General features: G+C 64.6%; 21 protein-coding genes, 1 tRNA gene and 1 riboswitch. Of the genes, 19 read left to right on the top strand and 3 right to left on the bottom strand.

Annotated features, from left to right (window positions below; translation table 11 throughout):
• Positions 1-22 precede the first annotated feature (22 nt).
• Positions 23-168, bottom strand: a riboswitch (cobalamin riboswitch).
• Positions 169-272: 104 nt separating this feature from the next.
• Positions 273-503, top strand: coding sequence for a 50S ribosomal protein L31 (gene rpmE / locus WJT74_RS04890; RefSeq protein WP_343347528.1), 231 nt, complete (start codon positions 273-275; stop codon positions 501-503).
• 7 nt (positions 504-510) lie between these two features.
• Positions 511-1041 carry a GNAT family N-acetyltransferase gene (locus WJT74_RS04885; RefSeq protein WP_343347527.1) on the top strand — a complete coding sequence of 177 codons (531 nt, stop codon included), beginning with the start codon at positions 511-513 and terminating at the stop codon, positions 1039-1041.
• Here the strand turns inward: WJT74_RS04885 and WJT74_RS04880 are convergent.
• Entirely contained in the window at positions 1038-2240 is a 1203-nt protein-coding gene (locus tag WJT74_RS04880; RefSeq protein ID WP_343347525.1) for an acyl-CoA dehydrogenase, read from the bottom strand. The two genes, WJT74_RS04885 and WJT74_RS04880, sit on opposite strands and share 4 nt — an antisense overlap.
• Before the next feature lie 71 nt (positions 2241-2311).
• Between WJT74_RS04880 and otsB the strand changes: the two genes are divergently transcribed.
• The 8 genes from otsB to WJT74_RS04840 are packed head-to-tail and all read left to right on the top strand — an operon-like array spanning position 2312 to position 11047.
• Positions 2312-3085, top strand: a complete 774-nt coding sequence (gene otsB / locus WJT74_RS04875; protein WP_343347523.1) for a trehalose-phosphatase — start codon at positions 2312-2314, stop codon at positions 3083-3085.
• Positions 3082-4887 carry a glycoside hydrolase family 15 protein gene (locus tag WJT74_RS04870; protein WP_343347521.1) on the top strand — a complete coding sequence of 602 codons (1806 nt, stop codon included), beginning with the start codon at positions 3082-3084 and terminating at the stop codon, positions 4885-4887. Before otsB ends, WJT74_RS04870 begins: the two co-directional genes overlap by 4 nt.
• The gene (locus tag WJT74_RS04865) at positions 4884-6251 is read left to right on the top strand and encodes an alpha,alpha-trehalose-phosphate synthase (UDP-forming) (protein ID WP_343347518.1); all 1368 of its coding nucleotides are present in this window, start codon (positions 4884-4886) and stop codon (positions 6249-6251) included. Before WJT74_RS04870 ends, WJT74_RS04865 begins: the two co-directional genes overlap by 4 nt.
• Positions 6252-6264: 13 nt before the next feature.
• The gene (locus WJT74_RS04860) at positions 6265-7749 is read left to right on the top strand and encodes an FMN-binding glutamate synthase family protein (RefSeq protein ID WP_343347515.1); all 1485 of its coding nucleotides are present in this window, start codon (positions 6265-6267) and stop codon (positions 7747-7749) included.
• 49 nt (positions 7750-7798) lie between these two features.
• Positions 7799-8560: a fatty acid desaturase gene (locus WJT74_RS04855; protein WP_343347513.1), complete on the top strand. Its 762-nt coding sequence runs from the start codon at positions 7799-7801 to the stop codon at positions 8558-8560.
• Positions 8557-9078, top strand: coding sequence for a sterol desaturase family protein (locus tag WJT74_RS04850; RefSeq protein ID WP_343347511.1), 522 nt, complete (start codon positions 8557-8559; stop codon positions 9076-9078). Before WJT74_RS04855 ends, WJT74_RS04850 begins: the two co-directional genes overlap by 4 nt.
• A gap of 13 nt (positions 9079-9091) precedes the next feature.
• Entirely contained in the window at positions 9092-9745 is a 654-nt protein-coding gene (gene msrA / locus WJT74_RS04845; protein ID WP_343347509.1) for a peptide-methionine (S)-S-oxide reductase MsrA, read from the top strand.
• A 60-nt stretch (positions 9746-9805) separates the two neighbouring features.
• Complete coding sequence (locus tag WJT74_RS04840) at positions 9806-11047, top strand: APC family permease (protein ID WP_343347507.1); 1242 nt, start codon at positions 9806-9808, stop codon at positions 11045-11047.
• A gap of 47 nt (positions 11048-11094) precedes the next feature.
• On the opposite strand, the gene WJT74_RS04835 is transcribed toward WJT74_RS04840, so the two are convergent.
• Positions 11095-11184, bottom strand: a tRNA-Ser gene (locus WJT74_RS04835).
• Positions 11185-11332: 148 nt separating this feature from the next.
• Between WJT74_RS04835 and WJT74_RS04830 the strand changes: the two genes are divergently transcribed.
• The 8 genes from WJT74_RS04830 to WJT74_RS04795 all read left to right on the top strand — a co-directional run bounded on the left by WJT74_RS04830 (position 11333) and on the right by WJT74_RS04795 (position 18953).
• Positions 11333-12424, top strand: a complete 1092-nt coding sequence (locus WJT74_RS04830; protein WP_343347504.1) for a lytic murein transglycosylase — start codon at positions 11333-11335, stop codon at positions 12422-12424.
• An 89-nt stretch (positions 12425-12513) separates the two neighbouring features.
• Entirely contained in the window at positions 12514-13668 is a 1155-nt protein-coding gene (locus WJT74_RS04825) for a D-alanyl-D-alanine carboxypeptidase family protein (protein WP_343347501.1), read from the top strand.
• 3 nt (positions 13669-13671) lie between these two features.
• On the top strand, positions 13672-14298 hold the full coding sequence (tmk, locus tag WJT74_RS04820; RefSeq protein WP_343347499.1) for a dTMP kinase: 627 nt from the start codon (positions 13672-13674) through the stop codon (positions 14296-14298).
• Positions 14295-15278, top strand: a complete 984-nt coding sequence (locus WJT74_RS04815) for a DNA polymerase III subunit delta' (protein WP_343347497.1) — start codon at positions 14295-14297, stop codon at positions 15276-15278. Before tmk ends, WJT74_RS04815 begins: the two co-directional genes overlap by 4 nt.
• A 42-nt stretch (positions 15279-15320) precedes the next feature.
• On the top strand, positions 15321-16823 hold the full coding sequence (metG, locus tag WJT74_RS04810) for a methionine--tRNA ligase (RefSeq protein ID WP_343347494.1): 1503 nt from the start codon (positions 15321-15323) through the stop codon (positions 16821-16823).
• Positions 16820-17608, top strand: a complete 789-nt coding sequence (locus WJT74_RS04805) for a TatD family hydrolase (RefSeq protein ID WP_343347491.1) — start codon at positions 16820-16822, stop codon at positions 17606-17608. Before metG ends, WJT74_RS04805 begins: the two co-directional genes overlap by 4 nt.
• Positions 17605-18369, top strand: a complete 765-nt coding sequence (locus WJT74_RS04800; protein WP_432215234.1) for an MBL fold metallo-hydrolase — start codon at positions 17605-17607, stop codon at positions 18367-18369. Before WJT74_RS04805 ends, WJT74_RS04800 begins: the two co-directional genes overlap by 4 nt.
• Positions 18366-18953, top strand: coding sequence for a retropepsin-like aspartic protease family protein (locus WJT74_RS04795; protein WP_343347486.1), 588 nt, complete (start codon positions 18366-18368; stop codon positions 18951-18953). Before WJT74_RS04800 ends, WJT74_RS04795 begins: the two co-directional genes overlap by 4 nt.
• A 99-nt stretch (positions 18954-19052) precedes the next feature.
• Here WJT74_RS04795 and WJT74_RS04790 read toward each other — a convergent pair whose 3' ends face one another.
• Complete coding sequence (locus WJT74_RS04790; protein ID WP_343347484.1) at positions 19053-20111, bottom strand: serine hydrolase domain-containing protein; 1059 nt, start codon at positions 20109-20111, stop codon at positions 19053-19055.
• 148 nt (positions 20112-20259) lie between these two features.
• Between WJT74_RS04790 and mazG the strand changes: the two genes are divergently transcribed.
• Positions 20260-20997 (top strand): nucleoside triphosphate pyrophosphohydrolase, encoded by a 738-nt coding sequence (mazG, locus tag WJT74_RS04785; protein ID WP_343347482.1) that lies wholly within the window; start codon positions 20260-20262, stop codon positions 20995-20997.
• Positions 20998-21001: the final 4 nt, after the last annotated feature.

The following is a 21001-nucleotide window of genomic DNA, read 5'->3' as shown; positions in this document are numbered from 1 at the left end:
GCGCCGCTGGTCCCGGCAGCACGAACGGACGGATGGAAAGGTCGGTATCTGGCTTGCCCCGGCGGATTGCCGCGGGGCTCACAGTTGCGGGCACAGCGCCGGATGTTCGCCGGCTTCCCTCTTCGCCGCTCCCATGACAGGAGCGAAACCCTTCCATCGACGTCGACGCCTAGCGCAGGACTTTCACTTGTCAATCGGGACGGTGTTGGCTAGAGAGCCGCGACCTTCCCAAGAGGCTGGTCGGAAACCAGCCCAACCAACGGAAAAACGCCATGAAAACCGACACGCATCCCGATTATCACATCATCAACGTCGAAATGACCGACGGTACCAAGTTCCAGACCCGCTCGACCTGGGGCGCCGAGGGCGACACGCTCGCGCTCGACATCGATCCCAAGACGCACCCGGCCTGGACCGGCGGTACGCGCAAGGCGGCACAGGGCGGCCAGGTCGAACGCTTCAACAAGCGTTTCGGCGGTCTGAGCCTCTCCAAGAAGAGCTAGTCGCTCGTTGGGCGCGCATCCCGCGCCTCGGCTATCGACCGAACGTCTGATCCTTCGCGGCTTCGTCGCGGAGGATTTCGACGCGATATACGCCTATCACCAGCATCCGGAGGTGTACCGCTTCTTTGGGCCTGAACCCATCGGGCGCGAGGAATTGTGGCGGCGAACGCTCGCGAGCGTCGGCGGCTGGACCGTCAACGGCATCGGCGGGTGGATGGTCGAGCGGCGTGACGAAGGCGACGTGATCGGAACGGTCGCGATCTTCGACAGTCTGCGAGGCAAGGGCTGGGACGGCGAGGCCGAGCTCGGCTACATCTTCGCCGCGCCGATGCACGGGCAGGGCTATGCCGGTGAGGCATGCCGCGCCGCCCTGATGTGGTTCGACGCCGAACGGGGCGGCGATCTCTATGCGATGATCGACCCCCGAAACGCATCCTCGCACCGGCTGGCCGAGCGCCTCGGTTTCGCGGCGGAGCGGCGCTTCGATTACCAGGGCGAGGAGCTCGTGCTGCTGAAACGGCCCGCACCGAGCGATTAGAAAGCCGAAATCCCCGTGATCGCGCGTCCGAGGATGAGCGCGTGGACGTCGTGCGTGCCCTCGTAGGTGTTGACCGTTTCGAGGTTCAGCATGTGGCGCATCACCGGATATTCGGACGAAATACCGTTGCCGCCGAGCATGTCGCGCGCGACGCGGGCGATCGCCAGTGCCTTCCCGCAGTTGTTGCGTTTCACGATCGAGATCATCTCGGGTGTCAATTTCCCGTCGTCGAGCAGCCGCCCGACCCGCAGGCTCGCCTGAAGGCCGAGGCCGATTTCGGTGACCATGTCGGCCATCTTGAGCTGCGGGATCTGGTTGGCGGCGAGCGGGCGCCCGAACTGGTTGCGATCGAGCTGGTAACTGCGTGCCGCGGTGAAGCAGGCTTCCGCCGACCCCATCACGCCCCACGAGATCCCGTATCGAGCGACATTGAGACAGCCGAACGGCCCCTTCAGACCCTCGACGTCGGGGAGCAGCGCATCCTCTCCGACCTCGACATCCTCCATCACGATCTGTCCGGTGATCGAGGCGCGAAGGGACAGCTTTTCCTTCACCTGCGGCGCGGACAGGCCCTTCATCCCCTTTTCCAGAACGAAGCCGCGGATCTTGCCGTCGTGCGCATCAGATTTGGCCCAGACGACGAAGACGTCGGCGATGGGCGAATTGGTGATCCACATTTTCGCACCATTGAGGACAAAGCCGCCATCGACCTTCTTGGCGCGCGTGCGCATCCCGCCGGGATCGCTGCCCGCGTCGGGTTCGGTGAGGCCGAAGCAGCCGACCCATTCGCCGGTCGCCAGTTTGGGCAGATACGTGCGCTTCTGCTCTTCGGAGCCATAGGCGTTGATGGGGTGCATCACGAGGCTCGACTGGACCGAACAGGCGCTGCGATAGCCGCTGTCGACGCGCTCGACCTCGCGCGCGATCAGCCCGTAGCTGACATAGCCGAGGCCCGCGCCGCCATATTCTTCCGGCACCGTGGCGCCGAGCATGCCCAGTTCGCCCATCTGCGGCATGATGTCGGGATCGAAAGTTTCCTCGTTGAACGCCTTCGCGACATGGGGAAGCAGCTTTTCCTGCGCGTAGGCATGCGCGGTATCGCGGACCATGCGCTCTTCGTCGGTAAGCTGGTCTTCGAGGGCGAAGGGATCGTCCCATGCGAAAGGCACGAGGGTCTTGGCGTTCGATTTCTGAAGCATGGGGGCGCTATACCGTCTCGACCGGGCAGGGGCCAGTCCAAAGCAGTGCTTGCGCGGTCCGGGCAACAATGGTGTCTAGGGCATCCCGATCGGCGCGAGGAAAGGATCGACTGCTGCTGGACCGTTCATCCGACCTGCCACCGCCGCCCGCTGCGCTGCTCGACGGCGCGAGCCTGTTCCTCGATTTCGACGGGACGCTGGCGGGGTTCGAGGACGATCCCGAGGCCGTCTTCCTTACCGAGGCCGAACAGGCGCGGCTGTCGGCGCTGTACGAGCGGCTCGACGGGCGGCTGTGCATAATCAGCGGGCGGGCGCTGTCGTCGCTGGAGCAGCGGATCGGGGATGATCGTATCGCGCTGGTGGGATCCCACGGCCTGGAGCGCCGGATCGACGGTCGGACGGAATCCCCCGACGATGGACAGCCCGGACTGGCCGCGGCGAGCGCGAAGATTGCGGCGATCGCGGCCGACGAGGGCGTGCGGTTCGAGGACAAGACATTTGGCGCGGCGCTGCATTTTCGCGAGTGCCCGGACAAGCAGGCGGAACTGCACGAGGTGATCGTTCGCCTGGCGGCCCGCTATGGCCTCGAGGTGCAGGACGGGAACCACGTGATCGAGGTGCGGCTGCCCGGCGGGACCAAGGGCGACGCGCTCGATCGGTTGATGCGCGATGCGCCGCTATGCGATGGAAGGCCGGTGATGATCGGGGACGACCTGACCGACGAACATGCGTTCCGGGCCGCGCGCGCGATGGGCGGCGCGGCAGTACTGGTGGGACCCGCGCGGGAGACCGCGGCAGCCTATCAGCTCGAAAGCGTGGCGGCTTTGTGGGAATGGCTGCGATGAAGGACCGGCCCAACCTCGACCTGTGGCCGATCGGCAATTGCCAGGTGTCCGCGCTGATCGACAACGAGGCGGGCATGGTATGGGGATGCCAGCCGCAGGTGGACGGCGATCCGCTGTTCTGTTCGCTGCTCGGCCCGGAAGCGTCCGGCGAACGCGATCAGCCGCGCGGCGAGTGGCGGATGTGCCTTGAGAACCAGGTGTCGGCCGAACCGCGGTTCGTTCGCAACGCGCCGATCCTCGTCACCCGGCTGACCGATGCGGAAGGGGACGAGCTCGACGTCATCGACTTCTGCCCGCGGTACATGTCGTCCGGGCGGCTGTATCGTCCCGTGGCGTTTGCGCGGATCGTGCGCCCGGTAAAGGGATCGCCGCGACTGCGCGTCTTGCTCAATCCCGCGACGAACTGGGGCAGCCATGACGCCAACCGGACGCGGGGCAGCAATCATGTCCGCTACGAAATGGCGCCCGCGCCGCTTCGGCTGTCGACCGACGCGCCGATCGGGCGTGTCCTCGACGGGCGCGGTTTCCGGGTCGAAAAGGACCACGCCTTCTTCCTCGGTACCGACGAGAGTTTCCGGGGGCGGATCGGCAGCACGGTGGCGCGGATGCTCGAGCGGACCGAGCGGCACTGGATGAACTGGGTGCGCGGCCTGGCGATCCCGCTGGACTGGCAGGAGATGGTGATCCGCTGCGCCATCACGCTGAAGCTGTGCCAGCACGAGGAGACGGGGGCGATCGTCGCGGCGCTGACCACCTCGATCCCCGAGGCGCCGGGTTCGGAGCGCAACTGGGACTATCGCTACTGCTGGGTGCGCGATGCCTATTATACGGTCCAGGCGCTCAACCGGCTGGGCGCACTCGACGTGCTCGAACAGTATCTGGCCTACCTGCGCGATATCGTCGACGCGGCGGGGGAGGGGAAGGTCCAGCCGCTCTACGGCGTCGGCGGGGAGGCGCAGCTCGACGAAGGGGTGGCCGAGGCGCTCGGCGGCTATCGCGGCATGGGGCCGGTGCGCAAGGGCAATGCGGCGTTCGAACAGGAACAGCATGACGCCTACGGACAGATCGTGCTGTCGAACGCGCAGGCCTTTTTCGACCGGCGGCTGTTCCGTGCGGGCAACGAGGCGGATTTCCACGCGCTCGAGAAAGTCGGCGAGAAGGCGCTGGCGCGGTTCGACCAGCCCGACGCGGGATTGTGGGAATTCCGCACGCGCGCGTCGGTGCATACCTATTCGAGCGTGATGTGCTGGGCGGCGGCCGACCGGCTGGCGAGCATCGCGGGCGAACTGGGGATCGAGGACCGCGCGACCTACTGGCGCGAGGCGGCGGAGCGGATGCGCGGCGTGATCGAAGATCGCGCCTGGCAGGAAGAAGCGGGGCGTTTCTCCGCAATCTTCGACGGGGACGAACTGGACGCGAGCCTGTTGCAACTGGTCGACATGCGGTTTCTCGATGCCGACGATCCCAAGTTCCTCGCCACGATGGATGCGGTCGAACAGCGGCTTCGCAAGGGCGAGCACATGCTTCGCTATGCCACCGAAGATGATTTCGGACTGCCCGAGACGGCGTTCAATTTCTGCACCTTCTGGCTGATCGAGGCGCTGCACCGCTGCGGCCGCGACGACGAGGCGCTCGAACTCTTCGAGACGATGCTCGATAGGCTGACCCCCGCGGGGCTGTTGTCCGAGGACACCGATTTCGCGAGCGGCGAATTGTGGGGCAATTATCCGCAGACCTATTCGCTCGTCGGACTGATCAACTGCGCGAAGCTCCTGTCGCGGCCGTGGAGTGCGGTACGGTGAGCCGGCTGGTCGTCGTTTCCAACCGGGTCGCGATCCCCGATCCGCAGGGGGAGAAGGGCGCACAGGGAGGCCTGGCGGTAGCTCTCGACGAGGCGCTCGCCCAGTCGAAGGGCCTGTGGTTCGGATGGTCGGGGAACACCGCGAGCAGCTATACGGGCGAGGTGAATTGTACCGAGGTCGGTGGTGTGACCTTCGCCACGGTCGATCTGGGCGAGAAGCAGGTCGATGAATATTATAACGGCTATGCCAACCGAACGTTATGGCCGCTGTTCCATTACCGGCTGGGGCTTGCGGATTTCGACAATGCGTTCGGCAAGCGATACGAGGCGGTCAACGCCGCCCTCGCCGCCGCGCTGGCCCCGATGATCAGACCGGACGACCGCATCTGGATCCACGATTACCATTTCATTCCGATGGCGGACGAGCTGCGAAAGCTCGGTATATCCAACAAGATCGGCTTCTTTCTTCATACCCCGTGGCCGCCCCACCGGCTGCTGCAGGCGTTGCCCTATCACCAGCGGCTGGTGCGGACGATGCTGGCCTACGACCTCATCGGTTTCCAGTCGGACGACTGGCGCGAGAGTTTCCTCCATTATTGCGAGCGGGAACTGGACGCGAATGTCGAGGGCACGCAACTGACCCACGAGGGTCGCTCGCTCTGTTGCATGACCTTTCCCATCGGGATCGATGCCGATGCCTTCGCCGACATGGTCAAAACGCCCGAAGCGCAGGCGACGTTGATCCGGACCCGCGACAATGTGCCGGGCAAGATCATCGTGGGGGTCGATCGGCTCGACTATTCCAAGGGACTGATCGAACGGTTCGAAGGCTATCGCACCCTGCTGGAACGCGAGGATTGGCACAACAAGGTCACCCTGTTGCAGATCGCGCCTCCATCGCGCGCTCAAGTACGCGCCTACAAGGAAATCCGCGGGAAGCTGGACGCGCTGTCGGGACGGATCAACGGGCAGTATGCGCGCGTCGACTGGGTGCCCATCCGGTACGTCAATCGCGGCTATTCGCGCGAACAGCTGGCCGGGATCTTTCACGGATCGCACGTGGGTCTCGTCACCTCGCTTCGCGACGGCATGAACCTCGTCGCGAAGGAGTATGTCGCGGCGCAGGATCCCGACGATCCGGGGGTCCTGATCCTGTCGCAGTTCACGGGGGCGGCCGCGCAGATGGACGCCGCGCTGCCCGTCAATCCGCACGCCAAGATCGACATCGCCAAGCAGATCGATCGCGCGCTGACGATGAGCCGCGACGAGCGGGTGGAGCGATGGCAGACATTGTTCGCAGGGCTGCAGCGCGAGGACGTGCACTGGTGGGCGCGGGAATATCTCTCCGCGCTCGGGAAATGTTGATGGACAGCACGATATGAACGTGGCGGATGCCGGCACCTGGCTCGCTTTCGCCTTTATCTGGGCACTGGGGATCGGGGTGCTGATCGTTGCCGTCCTGTTCGTGATCGACGTCACGCAGACCTCGGATGCGGTGCGTCGCAATTTCCCGGTGATCGGGCGATTCCGGAAGCTGTTCAGTTCGCTCGGGGAGTTCTTCCGCCAGTATTTTTTCGCGATGGACCGCGAGGAGATGCCGTTCAACCGGGCGCAGCGGGACTGGGTATATCGTTCGGCAGACGGCAAGGGGAACGTGCGGCCGTTCGGATCGACCAAGAACCTGCAGCCGGTGGGAACCCCGATCTTCGTCAATTCGGCGTGGCCCGCCCTGGATGAGGAAGCGGTCGAGGCGTCGCCGCTGATCATCGGGCCGGGGGCCGCGCGGCCCTACGAGGCGCCCAGCTTCTTCAACATGAGTTCGATGAGCTACGGGTCGTTGTCCAAGCCGGCGATCCGCGCGTTGTCGCTGGGAACGGCGAAGGCGGGCTGCTGGATGTCGACGGGGGAGGGCGGTCTCGCGCCCGCGCACCTCGAGGGAGGCGGCGATATCGTCTTTCAGATCGGAACGGCGAAATATGGCGTGCGCGACGAGGACGGCAATCTCGACGAGGACAAATTGAAGTCGATCGCTTCCCATCCGGAAGTGAAGATGATCGAACTGAAGCTGGCGCAGGGAGCCAAGCCGGGGAAGGGCGGGATCCTGCCGGCGCACAAGGTTACCGAGGAAATCGCAGCGATCCGGCACATTCCGGTGAACAAGGACAGCATCTCGCCCAACCGTCACCTCGACATCGCGAACGATCAGCAACTGCTCGACCAGATCGAACGGTTGCGGCGTGTGTCGGGGTTGCCGGTAGGAATCAAGACCGTGCTGGGCGACGACGGATGGCTCGACGGCTTCTTTGCGGCGATCAACCAGCGCGGGCAGGAGTGCGCGCCCGATTTCATTACCATCGACGGCGGTGATGGCGGGACCGGCGCCGCGCCGATGCCGTTGATGGACAATGTCGGCATGGTCGCGCACGAATCCCTGCCGCTGACGGTGCACCTGCGCCGCAAGCACGGGTTGCAGGACCGTATCCGCATCGTCGTTTCCGGCAAGATGATCACGCCGTCGGACGTCGCATGGGCGCTGGCGACGGGAACGGATTTCGTCAATGCGGCGCGCGGGTTCATGTTCTCGATCGGCTGCATCCAGGCGATGAAGTGCCACACCAATCACTGCCCCACGGGCGTGACGACCCACAACAAGCGGCTGCAGCGTGGACTGGTGCCCGAGGAGAAATCGACGAAAGTTGCCAATTTCGTCGCTCAGATGCGCAAGGAAGTGAACATCATCGCACACAGTTGCGGCGTGTCGTCCCCCCGCGATCTGAAGCCGCACCATGTTCGGATCGTCTGCCCCGATGGGCGCTCGCGGCGGATGGACGAGCTGCACCCCGATCCGGTGCGACAGACCTGACCGTTCAGCCTGCTTTCAATAAGCCCGTGCTAGCGCTAAGTCCTTCACCGTGAACGACGATCCCGCCCTTTCCCGCGATGCCGAGCGCCAGACGTGCACCGGCCTGACGCTCGCGATCCTCATCATCGGGGCGTGGACGGGCGGGCATGTCGCGGGTGTCTGGTTCCTGGTGGCGTGGGAGCAGCCGGTTCTGGCGATGGCGCTGTTCGTGATCCAGACCTGGTTGTCGGTGGGGCTGTTCATCGTCGCGCACGACGCGATGCACGGCAGCCTCGCGCCCGGACTGGAGCGCGTCAATCGCGGGATCGGGACGCTGGCGCTGCGCCTCTACATGGGGTTCAGCTATGCGCGGTTGCATCCCAAGCATCACGCCCACCACGATCATGTGGGAACGGCGGAGGATCCCGATTTCGACCCTGCGCATCCGCAAAGCGCGCCGCGCTGGTACATGACGTTCATGGGCCGATATCTGGATTGGTATGTGTTCTGGACCACCGGGGGCGTCGTGACGCTTTATGTCATCGCGCTCTACCTTGTGGGCGGTGTCGAGCGGGCGGTGCATATCCTGTTCTGGGCAGGCCCGTCGCTGGCGGCGTCGGTGCAGCTTTTCTACTTCGGAACCTATCGCCCCCATCGGCACCGCGACGGTGAGACCTTCGCGGACCATCATAACAGCCGATCCAACGATTTTCCCGTGTGGGCCAGCCTATTGAGCTGTTTCCATTTCGGCTATCACCACGAACATCATCTCTCGCCCGCGACGCCGTGGTGGCGCCTGCCGGGCGAACGGGCCAAGCGAAGGACGTCATGAGCTTCGATTTTCTGTCCACCTTCCCTGTCTGGCAGGGCCTGCTGATCGCATTCGCGGTCGTCGCGGCGATGGAACTGACCGCCTATGCGGTGCATCGCTGGGTCATGCACGGCCCATTGGGATGGGGGTGGCACGCCTCGCACCACGAACCGCGGACGGGAATGTTCGAGAAGAACGATCTCTACGCGGTGGTGTTCGCGGTGCTGGCGACGGCCCTGTTCGCGATCGGTGCGACGACGGGTCCCGTTTGGTTGTGGTACGTGGCGCTCGGCACGACGATCTACGGCATCCTCTATTTCATCGCGCACGACGGGCTGGTGCACCAGCGCTGGCCCTTCCGCATCGTGCCGAAGTCGGGCTATGCCCAGCGGCTCTATCAGGCGCACCGGCTGCATCATGCGGTCGACGGGCGCGAGGGGTGCGTGAGCTTCGGCTTTCTCTACACCCCGCCCGTGCGCAAACTCAAAGAACAACTGAAGCGTAACCAGTCGGTACGCTCCCCTGCATCCCCGAAGTAAGGAGGATCAATCCATGCGACAGAAAATCTTCACCGCCGGTGCTTTCGCCGGTCTCCTGACCGGAGCGGCGCTCGCGTTCTCGCCCGCGATGGCGAAGGACTATGCCCGCGTTCCCGCAGCCAAGATGACGCTGGCCAACGACGCGCCCATCGAGGTCGCTTATTTTGCGGGCGGCTGCTTCTGGGGTGTCGAAGCGGTGTTCGAAGAAGTCGACGGCGTCAAATCGGCGGTATCGGGCTTCACCGGCGGCGCGTCGCGCGACGTGACCTATCAGGACATCACCCGCGGAAGTACCGGCCATGCGGAGACGGTGAAGGTCACCTTCGATCCGCGCCGGACCAGCTATGCCGAATTGATGCAGGTCTATTTCTCGGTGATTGCCGACCCAACGCAGCTCAATCGACAGGGGCCCGATGTCGGCAGCCATTATCGGTCGGTTTTCTTTCCGATCGACGAGCGACAGAAGAAGCAGGCAAGGGCCTATATCCGCCAGCTGGGACAGGCCGGGGTCTACGACCGGCCGATCGTCACCAAGCTCGAACCCTTCCGCTTCTTCGTGACGGCGGAAGGCTATCATCAGGATTTCGCCCGCAAGAACCCCCGCCACCCGTATATCGTGCGGCACGATGCGCCGAAGGTGGCGGCATACAAGCGCATCTTCGAATAGCCCGCTCCGTCGTAGCGAGCACCGACGGATAGAATCGCTGCTCCGCGCCGTTGCGGGAACATGAGCGATCAAAAAGAGGGCGAACTGGCGCGCAACATCGCTCCTGCGATGTTGTCGGTCTATGCACTGGGAACGGTGCTCGGGGCAGGCATCTATGTGGTGATCGGAAAGATCATCGGGGAAGCCGGCGCTCTCGCGCCGTTCGCGTTCCTCGTGGCCAGTTTCGCAGCCGGTCTGACGGCCTTTTCCTATGCGGAGCTGGCGACGCGCGTTCCCGAAAGCGGCGGGTCCGCCGCATTCGTCGCTCGCGGGTTTGATACGAAGTGGCTGACCGTGTCGGTGGCGTGGGCCGTCATCGCTACCGGACTGGTGTCCGCTGCGACGATCGCCACCGGGTTCGTGGGTTACCTCGGGGTATTCGTGGACGTGTCGAAATGGTGGTCGATCCCGCTGCTTGTCGGGTCATTGACCATCGTCGCCGCGATCGGAATCAAGCAATCGGCCTGGTTCATGGGGGTGACGACCGCGGCGGGGGTGTTCGGATTGCTCTACGTCTTGTGGTTCGCGCTTCCCGCGGCAGTCGATTATCCGGCTGCACTCAGGTCCGCCTGGTCGGGGGAGGGGCTGGATCAGGGGATCGGCGTCGCCATCCTGCTCGCCGCCTTCCTCGCTTTCTACAGCTTCATCGGTTTCGAGGATATCGTCACGCTTTCCGAGGAAACGGAGGACCAAGCGAGAGCCGTGCCGCTCGCTATCTTCGTCGCGCTGTTCGTCAGTCTGCTCTTCTATGTTCTGGTCGCTCTGGCCGCGGTGTCGGTGCTCGATCCCGCGACCCTCAACGAGGCCGAGGCGCCGCTGGTGGAAGTCGTCGAGGCCCGCGGCCAGCCCGGGTGGCTGCTGGGTGGCGTCAGCTTGCTGATCATCGTCAACGGTGCGTTGGCGCAGATCATCATGGCGGCGCGGGTCGTCCATGATCTCGGCACGCGAAGGGGCGGAGCGCCATCGTGGTTGAGCGATGTGAACGAGCGGACGAAAACCCCAATCCTGGCCACGGTCATCGCCGGCGGGATCGTGCTGGCGCTGGCATTGTTCTTCCCCACGGCCTCCTTGGCGCGGGGAACGAGCTTCATCATTCTCGCCGTCTTCGCGGTGGCCAATGCCGCGCTCATCGCGATCAAGCGGCGAGACGACGATCAGAGCGGCGGCATCCGGAAGGTGCCTATGTGGGTGCCGATCGGGGGGCTGACGGCGTCGATCGCCCTGATGGTCGGCCAGCTAGTCCTCGGCGGCGGGGGTGAATGATACCGAACCGAAGAAGGACCCGAAGGTGCTGACTGCTTCCTCGTGGATGGCGGAGAGGGTGGGATTCGAACCCACGGTGAGCTTGCACCCACGGCGGTTTTCAAGACCGCTGCATTCGACCACTCTGCCACCTCTCCGCATCGAGGATCGCACGGGTCTGCGTCAGGCCCCATACAGGCAGGCCGTCCTACATGGAAAGGCTGGATTGAGGCTCAGCCGCGACGAATGTGGCTGGCCCTCGCCCCCGCGATGGATAGGATGGCCTGCATGTTCGTAAGCTCTTTGATGCGTATTTCCCTTATTGCCGCGAGCGCGCTCTTCGCGTTGCCCGCCTGTAGCCAGCCCGCCGCGGACGATCCGCTTGCGCCGCTTCCCGCGGACGCGCAGCGTTCCAACCTCGCGCAGGTTCCCGCTACGCCGGAAGGGGACATCGCCTGGGGATCGTATAAGGACCATCTTCGCGCCCGGGCCATCGCCGAGGGGGTTCGCGCCCAGACCGTCGACAGCGTCCTGCCGGGATTGCAGCCGAGCAGCCGGGCGATCGAACTCGACCGTTCGCAGCCGGGAGGATCGCCGGGATCGAACGTCATTCCGCCCTACGCCCCCTACCAGCGCCGCCACGTGACCCGCGACATCATCCAGCGCGGGAAGGCCGAGGCGCGGCAGAACTGGGACAGTCTCAACTGGGTCCAGAACCGCTACGGCGTCGACAAGGACGTCATCCTCGCCATCTACGGCAAGGAAACCAGCTATGGACGGGTCACCGGCAATTTCGACCTGTTCGAAGCGCTGGGTGCCCTGGCGTGGGAGGGGCGTCGTCGCGACCTCTTCGAGGGCGAGTTCATCGCCGCGCTGAAACTGCTCGACCAGGGTTACACGCGCGGGCATCTGAAGGGCAGTTGGGCCGGCGCGGCGGGCAAGACGCAGTTCATGCCGACCAATATCCTCACGCTGGCGGCCGACGGGGACGGCGACAATTTTGCCGATATCTGGAATTCGGAGCCCGATGCGTTCGCTTCGATCGGAAACTATCTGGCGTCCAAGGGCTGGATCCGCGGCATCGACTGGGGAATTCCCGTGAGTGTCCCGTCGAACTTCGACCGCAATGCGGTGCGGCGGACGACCGAACCCGAACGGTGCCCCGCCGTTTTCAACCGGCACAGCCGCTGGATGACAATGGCCGAATGGCGCGCGCGGGGCGTGACGCCGGTCGGGTCGAGTTTTTCCGACGGTGTGGAACTCAAGCTGTTCGAGCCGGACGGTCCGGGGAACACCGCCTACCTGCTGTCGCGCAACTATGACATGATCCTCGACTATAATTGCTCGAACTTCTACGCGCTGACCATCGGTCTCGTCGCGGACGCGATCGAGCGCTAGTCCGATTTTGAACGATGGGGCTTGAGGCGTTGCAGGGCGTCGCCCTACAGTCGTCCGCGATCAATTCCTCCAATTCGAAAGTCTCGTCGATGCGCCGTGCTCTTATTGCCCTTGCCGTCCTTCCTGCTGCCGCCCTGGCGCAGCCTTCCATCGAGACCGACGCGCCGATCGCCTATCTGATCGACCTGTCGTCGGGTCAGGTGCTGCTCGATCGCGACAGCGACCGGCAGATCCCGCCCGCTTCGATGGCCAAGATGATGACCACGCACGTCGCCTTCGAGCTGATCGATGCGGGCAAGCTCGACGAGGACAAGATGTGTACCGTCCGCCCCGAGACGTGGCGGCAGTGGTCGGGCCCGGCGGCGGGATCGACGATGTTCCTTTCGCCAAACGAGCAGGTCAGCGTCGGGAATCTCCTGAACGGCATCGTCACGGTCTCGGGTAACGATGCGACCGTCGTGCTGGCGGAATGCATCGCGGGAACAGAGGAAGCGTTCGTCGACCGCATGAACTCCAGTGCCGAGGCGCTGGGGCTGCGCGGCAGTCGTTTCGGCAATCCGGTGGGCTGGCCCGACGAGGGCGCGACCCTCGTCACGGCGCGCGACCTTGCCGAGCTGGCACGCTCGACGATCGAGGATCATCCGGAACTGTACGCCAAATATTACGGCAAGCCCGAATTCACTTGGGGCGAGACGCAGGCGGGTGACCCGATCACCCAACCCAACCGCAACCCGCTGTTCGGAAGCGTTTCGGGTGCCGACGGTCTCAAGACGGGTCATACCGAAGAAGCTGGCTACGGCTTCACCGGGTCGGCCGAACGCGACGGGCGGCGGCTGATCATGGTGGTGTCGGGTCTCGACAGCTACGGCGCGCGTGTCGCGGAATCGCGCGATATCATGGAATGGGGCTTCAATGCGTGGGAGAGCATGCCGCTGTTCCAGGAAGGTGCGGAGATCGGCCGCGCCGACGTGCAGCTGGGCAGTGCCGACAGCGTTCCCTTGATCGCGCCGCGCGATCTGGCGGCGACCTTCGCTGCGGGCATGGCCGCCGATCCGAGCGCCAAGATCCGTTACATGGGACCGCTCAAGGCCCCGATCGCGCAAGGACAGGAAGTGGCCGAACTGGTCGTGACCGTCGATGGCGCAGAGGCGACTTTGCCGCTGGTCGCCGGCGAGGCGGTCGAAGAGGCCGGCTTCTTCCGTCGTGCATGGATCGGGCTCAAGGGCCTCGTCGGTCTCGCTTAACCGGTGGAGCGGGGGCGCTTCATCAGCCTCGAAGGCGGCGAGGGGGTCGGAAAGTCGACTCAACTGACCGCGCTTCGGGACGCGCTGCAGGCGAGGGGGCTCGACGTCCACGTGACGCGCGAACCGGGCGGGAGTCCCGGCGCCGAGGAAATCCGCGAACTTCTGCTCGGCGGCGAGGAAGCACGATGGAGCGCGCGGGCCGAAGCACTGCTGTTCGCGGCGGCGCGGGCCGATCATGTCGAGAAGGTCATCCGGCCGGCGCTGAACGAGGGCCGTTGGGTGCTGTCGGACAGGTTCATCGATTCCTCCATCGCCTATCAGGGCGAAGCGGGAGGCTTGGGCGTGGATGCAATCCGGGCCCTGCATCGTTTCGGCTCGGAAGACTTCTTTCCCGACCGGACGTTGGTCCTGATGCTCGAGGGCGGGGAGGGCGGCAGGCGTGCTCGCGCCCGCGACCAACGGGGCGACCGGATCGGTGATCGGGACGGCCGATATCATGACAAGGTCGAACGAGGCTTTCGTGCCATAGCCGAGGCGCAGCCCGACCGGGTGCGACTGATCGATGCGAGCGGGGCGCCCGATGACGTCACGAAGCGGCTGATCGACGAATTGGCGGACGTGCTCCCATGAGCGGCGCGCCGGTGATCGGGCAGGACAAGGCGGTCTCGCGGTTTCTTGACGCATGGCGCGGGAAGACGCCGCATCATGCCTGGTTGCTCGCCGGACCGGCGGGGGTGGGTAAGGCGACCTTCGCGACCGCGGCGGCGGCGCGTGTGCTGGCGGAAGCCTCGGCGCGCCCGCCCGAAGGGGAGGGACTGGACCTCGACCCCGATCATCCCACCGCTCGTCTGCTCGCCGCTGGGTCGCATCCCGATTTCCGACGGCTCGAGCGGGGGATGAACAAGAGCGGCACGGCCCTTGCGCGCAACATTTCGGTCGAACAGGTGCGCGAACTCGCCGGCCTTTTCGCGATCACGCCGTCGATGGGCGAGTGGCGCACGGTGGTAATCGACAGTATCGACGACATGGAAGCGAGCGCCGCCAACGCTCTTCTGAAAATGCTGGAAGAACCGCCCGCCAAGACATTGTTCTTTCTGGTGTCGCACGCACCGGGGCGGCTTCTCCCGACGATCCGCTCGCGCTGTCGGCGGCTCGATTTCATCCCGCTTGCCGATGACGCCATGACGTCGGTTCTCGAGAAGGAACGGCCGGAAGACAGCGCTGCGGAGCGCAAGCGGCTCGTGTCGCTGGGGCAGGGCTCTGCGGGGCGGGCGATCGCCATTGCCGAACAGGATCTGAGCGCGCTCGCGACGCAGGTGGTGGCGTTGATGCGCGACGGCGACCCGACGACGGCGGTCCGTGCGAAACTGGCGAAAACCTTGTCGACCAAGGCGGCGGCGGAACGGTATGCGTCGTTCCTCGACATGCTGCCGGGACTGGTGGCTGCCGAGGCCCGCGAGGCCAATGGGGCGCGTCGGATGGCGCTGATCGACGCCTATGGCGAGGTGCGGGCGACCGCACGCCTCGCTCCGCGACTGTCGGCCGATCCGGCCAGCACCATCTACACGATGGCGGGCGCACTGGCGCGGGCGGGAGCCGTCGAGGCGTGACGCTTGCTCCGACCTTCGCCGCGGGCTAGTCGCTCGAGGGACATGAGCCAGCCCTATTATCTCTCCACCGCCATTTCCTATCCCAACGGCGCACCGCATATCGGCCACGCCTACGAGGCGATTGCCGCCGACGTCATGGCGCGTTTCCGGCGGGGGCAGGGGCGCGACGTCTATTTCCAGACCGGTACCGACGAGCATGGGCTGAAAATGGCGCAGACCGCGCGCGAGCAGGGCATCGAGCCCGCCGAGCTTGGCGCGAAGATGTCCAGCATGTTCAAGGTGATGTGCGACGATCTGAATATTAGTTATGATCGCTTCATCCGTACCACGGACGAGGATCATCATGCTGCCAGCCGGGCAATCTGGCGCGCCATGGAAGCGAACGGCGATCTGTACAAGGATCGATACGAAGGGTGGTATTCGGTTCGCGACGAGGCCTTCTACGACGAGAAGGAGATCGTCGAAGGCGAGGGGGGCGCGAAGCTTTCGCCCCAGGGCACGCCGGTCGAATGGCAGGTCGAGGAAAGCTGGTTCTTCAAGCTGTCGAAATACGAGAAACCGCTGCTCGAGCATATCGCGGCGCATCCCGATTTCATCCGACCCACCAGTCGCCGCAACGAAATCGTGGCGTTCATCGAAGGCGGATTGCGCGATCTGTCGGTCAGCCGCGCGAGCCTCGACTGGGGCGTCAAGGTGCCGGGCGATGAAGATCATGTCATGTACGTTTGGGTCGATGCGCTGACCAACTACATTACCGGTGTCGGCTATCCGGGGGGCGGAGAACGGTGGGACCGGTTCTGGCCCGCGGATTGTCATCTGATCGGCAAGGACATCATCCGGTTTCACGCGGTTTACTGGCCGGCCTTCCTGATGAGCGCGGGGATCGACCTGCCGCGCCAGGTCTATGCGCACGGCTTCCTGCTGGGCGAGGGGGGCGTCAAGATGTCGAAGAGTCTCGGCAATGTCGTCGACCCGATGGGAATGGCGCGCACCCACGGCGTGGATTCGCTGCGCTATTACCTTCTTCGCGAGGTCAGTTTCGGGCAGGACGGAAGCGTCGGCGAGGATAGCCTCGTCACCCGCGTGAACGCGGAGCTGGCCAACAGTTTCGGAAATCTGGCGCAGCGGACGTTGTCGATGATCCACAAGAACCTCGACGGGGCGGTGCCGCCCGCCGGGGACGCGAGCGAGGACCGCGCCCTGCTGGAAACGGTTCGCACGGCGTGCGAGGTAGAATTGCCAGCGCAGTTCGAGGCCTGGGCGTTCGAGAAGGGTATCGAGGCGTGGTTGCGCGCCGTCTACGCCTGCAATGCCTATGTCGACGAGCAGGCACCCTGGGCGCTGAAGAAAAGCGACCCCGAGCGAATGGCTGCGGTTCTGGGCACGCTGGCGGCGGCGATCGAACCGCTCGCGGACGCGATCGCGCCCGTGGTGCCGACAGGCGCCAAGGCGGTGCTCGATCAGCTGGTGCCAGGAGAAGACGGCAAGATCGCGAAACCCGTGCCGGTCTTCCCGCGTCTGGAGATCGAGGAGGTGGGCGCGTGAGCCTGATCGATAGTCATTGCCATTTGAATTACGAGGGCCTGGTCGAGCGACAGGACGAGGTTCTGGACGCGGCGCGGGCGCGCGGCGTGACCGGAATGCTCAACATCTCGACGCGACAGCGCGAATGGGACGACATCGTCGCCACTGCCGAGCGGAACGAGGATGTCTGGGCCACCATCGGCGTCCACCCCCACGAGGCCGACAATCACCCGGATCTTGGAGTGGAGGCGCTGATCGAGGCGGCGGCGCACCCCAAGGTCGTGGCGATCGGCGAATGCGGGTTGGATTATTATTACGACAAGTCCGACCGCGACGCGCAGAAGGCACGCTTCGAAGCGCATATCGAGGCGGCGCGAGCGACGGGTCTGCCGCTCGTCGTCCACACCCGCGAGGCGGAAGAGGATACTGCCACGATCTTGCGCCGCGCGGTCGACAAGGGCGGGGTGAGGGGAGTGCTCCATTGCTTCACCAGTTCGCAATGGCTGGCGGACGAAGCGCTCGATTTCGGTTTCTATATCTCGCTCTCTGGGATCGTGACCTTCAAGAACGCCAAGGACTTGCAGGCGACTGCGAAGACGCTTCCCGAGGATCGCTACCTCGTCGAAACCGACAGCCCGTTTCTGGCGCCGGTGCCGAACCGCGGGAAGACGTGCGAGCCCGCATTCGTCGTCGACACCACCGAATTCGTGGCGGATTTGCGCGATTCCACCATGGATGACGTCAAGGCGCAGACGACTGCCAACTTCTTCCGGCTGTTCGACAAGGCCAAGCCCGTAGCATCGTGAAAATCCGCGTCCTTGGCAGCGGTACATCGTCGGGGGTTCCGCGAATCGGAAACGACTGGGGCGCGTGCGATCCAGAAGACCCGCGCAACAGACGGCGGCGTGCGGCAATCCTGATGGAAGGCGACGGCCAGCGGATGCTGGTCGATTGCGGTCCCGATCTGCGCGAACAATTGCTCGATGCCGAGGTCGGCACGGTCGATGACGTCATCATCACGCACGACCATGCCGACCATTGTCACGGGATCGACGACTTGCGCGCCTGTCGCTGGAACGGCGGCGCGCGGGTGCCAATCCATGCGCGGGCCGATACGCTCGAGCGGTTGAAGGCGCGGTTCGGCTATGCCTTCGAGGATCGCGGCCTCTACAAGGCATTGTTCACCGAACATCCGATCGAAGGTCCGATGGATTGGGGCGGCGGCCGTCTGTCCTTCGTCGACCAGCCGCACGGCGGGATCACCAGCTTGGGCATCCGCTTCGACCGGAACGGCCGATCGTTCGCCTACGCCATCGATTTCGAGACGATGACCGAGGACATGCGCGCGCTGTATCGCGGCGTCGACATATGGTTATGCGATTGCGTTCGTCGCGAACCCCATCCGACGCATGCGCATCTGGAGATGGTGCTGGACGCGGCGCGCGAGCTTGGCGTCGGGCGGCTGATCCTCACGCATCTGGATAACAGCATGGATCATGCCCAGTTAAGCGAGGAGCTGCCAGATTGGGCGGTGCCTGCTTACGACGGAATGGAAGTGATCCTTTGACCAACGACTGGATGCTCGGCGGTGTCTATATCCTCATGGCGGCGGCGATCATCGTCTCGGCGCTGCTGACCCGCAAGGAACCCATCCTGCGCCTGCTTCGGATGGCGGCGGCATGGGTGGTGATCTTCGGTGCCGGCTTCATCGTCTTCACGTTCCGCGACGATCTGGGAATGGTCGGCGACCGCTTGAAATCGGAAGTGACCGGCGCGCCGATCACGGCTTCGAGCGAAGTGCGGATCCCGATGGCGATCGACGGGCATTTCTGGGTCGAGGCCGACGTCAACGGCACGCCGGTCAACTTCCTCGTCGACAGCGGAGCGACGATGACGACCCTGGGACGGCCCGCGGCCGTGGCGGCGGGCGTGTCGATCAATCCGCGGCGCGACCAGATGGTCCGGACGGGCAATGGCGTGGTGCGCGTGTCGCGCGGACGCGCCGAACGACTGGCACTCGGGCCGATCGTTCGCCACGACATGGCGGTGCACGTTACCGATCAGGAAGACATGAACGTCTTGGGCATGAATTTCCTGTCGTCGCTGGAGCGATGGGGAGTCGAGGGGCGCTGGCTGGTGCTCGAGCAGTAGATCGCAAGCGAATGCCTTCGGCGGCTTCTACTACTTTACATAATATGTATTATCGGACTTATGGATTATCGCTCGTAGCCGGTTTTCCGCCTTGACCGATCACGCCCCTTTCTCGGCTGCCGGGATGATTTGCTCAGCCAGAAGCGCGCGGAGATCGTCGATGTGATCGCTGCCGCGCGCGACGTTGCTGTCCGACGTCATCACGACGGTCAACGCAAGATCGGGGACGATGAAGATCATCTGGCCGCCATAACCCCACGCGTAGCGGACCGGGTGACCCGCCAGGTTGGTAAGAAACCAGCCATAGCCATATTGCTCCCCGCTCCAGGGCGAACGGGTTCGCGGGGTCCAACTGGCCTCGATCCAGTCGCTGGGAACGATCTCATTGCCCGATATCGTACCGCCGAGGCGATAGAGTTCTCCGAACCGGGCCATGCCGCGCGGGCTCATCGACATCTGGTTGCCCCCGAGATAGATGCCCTGCTGATCGCGCTCCCATTGCGGGATGGCGATGTCGAGCGGCATTCCCAGCCAGTCGCGCGCCAGTTCCCACGTTGAGCGGCCCGAGGCTTCGGTCAGCATCGCGGACAACAGATGCGTACTGCCGGTCGAATAGAGCATGCGGCCGCCCGGATCGGCCACGAACGGGCGCGAGAGCGCGTAGTCGACCCAATCGCCGCTCGACACCCAGCGACCGTAATTGTCGCCTGAGGTCCGCTCCAGCCCCGCCTGCATCGACAGGAGGTGGCCGATATCGAGTTCGCGTAGCCGCGGATCGGGGTCGCTGGGGGCGTCGTCGGCAAGCAAACTCAGCACCTTCTGGTCTGTACCGTCGAGGATCCCGCGGTCGATGGCGATGCCGACCAGCGCGGAAATGACGGACTTCGACGCCGACTTGATGTTGACGGCGGCATCCAGCGGCGGACCCCCGTTGAACCGTTCCTCGATTAAGGTCTCGCCGTCGCGAAGAACCAGCAACCCTTCGAGCGTGGAAAGCGATGCGGCGCGCTCGATCAGCTGGTCGACCTGCTCGGGATCGAGGCCGGTGGTCGTCGCCTCGCGGGTCGTGCGAGCGTCCTCCGACGCGGCCACGGCCATCGTGGGCTCGTTGTCGCAGGAAAGAAGCGTCAGCGCGGCAAGAAGAAGGGGAAAGCGCAAGGATCGTCCTTTTGGATGTTCCGTCTGAAAGGGTCAGATTATCAAGGAGATGGATGGGCCTTTTGTTCCTCGGACAGAGGGGTCGGTGCTGGTGACGTCATGATGCGGTGCGGGTCGACTTTGATCTCTCCTGCCTTATGAAGATGCGATGAGCATCGAGAGACTGAAGACGATCATGGCGCGGCTTCGCGACCCCGAAACGGGGTGCGAATGGGACCGGGTCCAGACCCATCGCAGCATCGCGCGATACGCGATCGAAGAAGCCTACGAGGTGGTCGACGCGATCGAGCGCGACGACATGGAAGAGCTGGCCGACGAGCTGGGCGATCTGCAACTGCAGGTGGTCTTTCACGCGCGCATGGCGGAGGAGCGCGGCGATTTCGATTTCGACGATGTCATCGAAAGGATCAGCGACAAGATGGAGCGGCGGCATCCGCACCTGTTCGGCGATGATCCGGGTAGCGGTCATCATCGCTGGGAGGAGATCAAGGCCGCGGAACGGGCGGAGAAGGACGATCAGAGTGCGCTCGCGGGAGTCGCCCTCGCCCTCCCCGCGCTGGAACGGGCGCAGAAGTTGCAGAAGCGCGCGGCAAGGACGGGGTTCGACTGGCCCGATGCCAGCGGTGCCAGGGCCAAGATCGACGAGGAACTGGCCGAACTGGCCGAGGCACGGGACGACACGCATCGGGAAGAGGAGTTGGGCGACCTTCTGTTCGCGGTCGTTAACCTCGCACGATTTCTGAAGATCGACGCGGAAGACGCTCTTCGCAAGGCCACTCACAAGTTCGAGCGGCGCTTTCGCAGCATCGAGCGCGCGCCGGGTTTCGCGGGCATGGACCTCGACGAAAAGGAAGAGCTGTGGCGGGCCGCCAAGGATCGCGAATAGAGCG

Source organism: Sphingomicrobium sp. XHP0239, assembly GCF_039555325.1.
Taxonomy (GTDB): domain Bacteria; phylum Pseudomonadota; class Alphaproteobacteria; order Sphingomonadales; family Sphingomonadaceae; genus Sphingomicrobium; species Sphingomicrobium maritimum.
This window is presented reverse-complemented; position numbering and strand designations above follow the sequence as displayed.